Source organism: Paraburkholderia aspalathi, assembly GCF_905220735.1.
Taxonomy (GTDB): Bacteria; Pseudomonadota; Gammaproteobacteria; order Burkholderiales; family Burkholderiaceae; genus Paraburkholderia; species Paraburkholderia aspalathi.
In genome coordinates, this window is sequence record NZ_CAJNBA010000025.1 from 1 (window position 1) to 3,359 (window position 3,359).

Consider the following 3,359-nt stretch of genomic DNA (forward strand, 5'->3'; position numbering starts at 1 on the left):
CTGTAATGCGATGAACAACTTTATGCGGAGTCCGTCCGTACGAACCCCGCTGCCGTGAGCGTCCAGTGGCTTTCTGTCTATGCATAATCGTGATGTCTTCGTTAGCCGTATCGGCGAAAACAGGAGGACATCATGTTTGCAAAGTACTTCGAATCTCAACAGAGAGTGGATGAGCTGTCCGGGAGTGCTGGAAGCTACCTACTTGATGGGTTTGCGGCGAAGCTATGGGAAACCGGATTCGCGGAAATCAGCGCGCGCCGACATATTCGTGCAGCTGAGCATCTGCTTCATTGGACTGACAAGAAACGAATTCCATATACAGACCTATCTCAAGATGCTATAGCACGGTTCAAAAAACACCTGAAAAAATGCACATGTTCAAGATACGGTCATGCAAACCCCAAGGGTTTGATGCATGGCGTACGCCTCTTCACGGACTACCTTCGGGAAGCCGGAATCATGGCACCATCCGATATCGGCGACACGACACCGGGTCCGGAGTTGTTGGTTGAATTCTATCGATGGATGCGTGAGCGGCGAGGAACGAAAGATTCGACACTGGCCACTTACGGCGTCTCCATCGGGAAGCTGCTCAGAAACGAGGGAACTGACCCAACGAACTTTACGGCACCTGGGTTACGAAAGTTTGTTCTCGATGAAAGCTCAAGGCAAGGGCTAGCAGCAACGAAAAACTGTACGACGGCATTACGCATGTTTCTTCGCTTTCTGATAGCCGAAGGGAAATGCAGGCCCGACCTCGACGCCGCTGTGCCTAAGGTGGCCAATTGGGGTTTGTCGTCGCTTCCTCGATACATTCTTGGAAACGACGTTGAGAAGGTTATCGCTTCTTGCGATCGCGCTACACCGGTCGGCATACGAGACTATGCAATAGTGCTGATGCTGGCCCGTTTGGGGTTGCGGGCCGGAGATCTCGTTCGTTTGCGGTTATCTGATATTGACTGGAAAGATGCGTCAATATCCATTACCGGAAAAGGCGGACGCCCGACGAAGTTCCCTTTAACCAGAGAAGTCGGGCGGGCGATCGTAGACTACTTACAACTTGCACGACCACCTCGTAGTACCAACGCGGTATTCGTCGGCTGCCGGGCTCCGTTCCACGAGTTCGCGAATCACGGTGCCGTTTCCACCATAGTTGAACGGGCAATGCGCCGGTCAGGTGTCGCGTGTCCCAGTGGCGGGGCAGCTCACGTCCTTCGCCATTCGGTGGCTACCGCAATGTTGCGTGATGGCACTTCGCTGCAAGACATCGCGCTCGTTCTCAGACACCGTTCCACGGCCACGACGCAGATTTACGCGAAGGTCGATCTACCTGAGTTGCAAAGGATCGCACAGCCGTGGCCTGAGGTGCAATCATGCTAGCCCACCTCATAGAGTCGTATATCGAGATGCGTCGCGCGTGCGGGTTTGCCTTCAAGTCAGAAGGCAGCAGTCTGCGGAGTTTCGCCGCGTTCTCGGACTCCATGGCCAAGGACCATGTCTGCAACGAGACCGCTCTGGCGTGGGCGGCGCAAGCGAAATCGGTTCAGCAGCGTGCGCGCAGGCTTGGCAACGTCAGGCGCTTCGCGCGCTACGCTCGGGCTGAAGATCTGCGTCACGAGATTCCCGCGGCCGTGTTCGGGAGCGAAAAGGGTCCGAGACCGGTGCCCTATATCCTGTCTGAAGGGGACGTTCAAAAACTTGTCCATGCTGCATTCCTGCAAGGCACGCATCCCTTGCGCCAGAGAACGTACGGTACCCTGTTCGCACTGTTGGCATGCACGGGACTTCGCGTTTCGGAAGCCCTCCGGCTTCTCTACGATGACATCACGCCGGACGGACTACTGATAAGGAATACGAAGTTCAGAAAAAGTCGCCTCATTCCGATCCACGAAACGTGCCGCCTAGCGTTGGACCGCTACATCGAGCAACGGCGTTCCTATGCTCCGTTCGATAGTCACGTCTTTGTTTCCTTGTGGAGAAAACCATTAGGCGTAAAGGCCGTCGAAAAAGCGTTTGACTCCGCCGCGAAGGCCGCTGGCTTGCCGTGTGCTCCAGCGCGACCGCGGCCAACACCCCAGTCATTGAGGCATACATTTGCAGTGAGGGCACTTGAGAACTGCCCGGATAGCCGGGACCGCATCACGAAACACATGGTGGCATTGTCCACATACCTCGGTCACTGTAACGTCAATCATACGTATTGGTATCTTGAGGCAACGCCTGAACTGATGAGGGGTATCGTCGACTGCTGTGAATCATTCTTTACGGGAGCAATGTCATGACCCCGATTGCACCGCATATCACCGCATTCCTCCAGCAGCGTCTGCCATTGGAGCGCGGAGCCAGTGAAAATACCTGCGAATCGTATGCATATGCCTTTAAATTGCTTCTGGAGTTTGTCAGTCGACGTCTCAAAACTCAACCGTCCCAGTTGTATCTCGAGCAAATCGATGCGCCAATGATCCTCTCCTTTCTCGATCACCTCGAGACTACGCGCCATAACGGCGCAAATTCGCGGAACACGCGGCTCGCTGCAATCAAATCGTTTATGCGCTTCGTTGAGTATCGGGTACCTTCCGCCCTCGAGCAGGTTCGTCGGGTCTTGGCGCTACCGCTGAAGCGGACGGAAAGCCGTTTGGTGAGTCATCTGACTCAGCAGGAAATGCAAGCGATATTAGATGCCCCAGTGCCGTCTGACTGGTTTGGAATTCGGGACCGTGCCATGCTCCACCTTTGTTTCGCCGGTGCATTGCGCGCATCAGAACTCGTCGGATTGTGCATTGGTGATCTGAATATGCAACCGTATGCGAGCGTAGTCGTTCACGGCAAGGGTCGCAGGCAACGATGCTTGCCTTTGTGGAAGGAGACGGCTTCGGCATTGAAAGCGTGGTTAGCCATAAGAGGCGCCGTTGCCACCCCGGAAGTGTTCATCAATGCCCGCGGAGAGGCCATGACGCGGTCCGGCTTCCAATATATATTGCGAAAGCACACCAAGGCCGCTTCGACAGATTGTCCATCCATCTTGAGCAAACGTGTATCTCCGCATGTGCTGAGACATACTTGTGCACTCACGGTCTTGCAAGCGACCAAAGACTTGCGCAAGGTCTCTCTGTGGCTCGGCCATGCGAGCATGCAGACCACTGAAATGTACACTCGCATCGACCCTTCTGTGAAACTAGAAACGCTCGAATCTATCGTGGCGCCGAAGCTGCGTTCTGGTCGCTTCAAAGCCACAGATAAGCTGATTGCGTCGCTGAACACCGCACCTATTATGCATAGACGGAAAGCCACTGGACGCTGACGGCAGCGGGGTTCGTAAGGACGGACTCCGCATAAAGTTGTTCATCGCATTACAGATT

General features: G+C 54.7%; 3 protein-coding genes. All 3 read left to right on the forward strand.

From position 1 onward, the window contains the following. Nucleotides 1–132: 132 nt before the first annotated feature. From KHO30_RS38995 to KHO30_RS39005, 3 genes are read left to right on the forward strand one after another with little or no spacing between them, the layout of a single operon-like run. Nucleotides 133–1,380 carry a site-specific integrase gene (locus KHO30_RS38995; protein WP_211704088.1) on the forward strand — a complete coding sequence of 416 codons (1,248 nt, stop codon included), beginning with the start codon at nucleotides 133–135 and terminating at the stop codon, nucleotides 1,378–1,380. After that, entirely contained in the window at nucleotides 1,374–2,282 is a 909-nt protein-coding gene (locus KHO30_RS39000) for a tyrosine-type recombinase/integrase (protein ID WP_211704089.1), read from the forward strand. The genes KHO30_RS38995 and KHO30_RS39000 overlap by 7 nt, the downstream gene beginning before the upstream one ends. Beyond that, nucleotides 2,279–3,301, forward strand: coding sequence for a tyrosine-type recombinase/integrase (locus KHO30_RS39005; RefSeq protein WP_211704090.1), 1,023 nt, complete (start codon nucleotides 2,279–2,281; stop codon nucleotides 3,299–3,301). Before KHO30_RS39000 ends, KHO30_RS39005 begins: the two co-directional genes overlap by 4 nt. The last annotated feature ends 58 nt before the right edge of the window (nucleotides 3,302–3,359 follow it).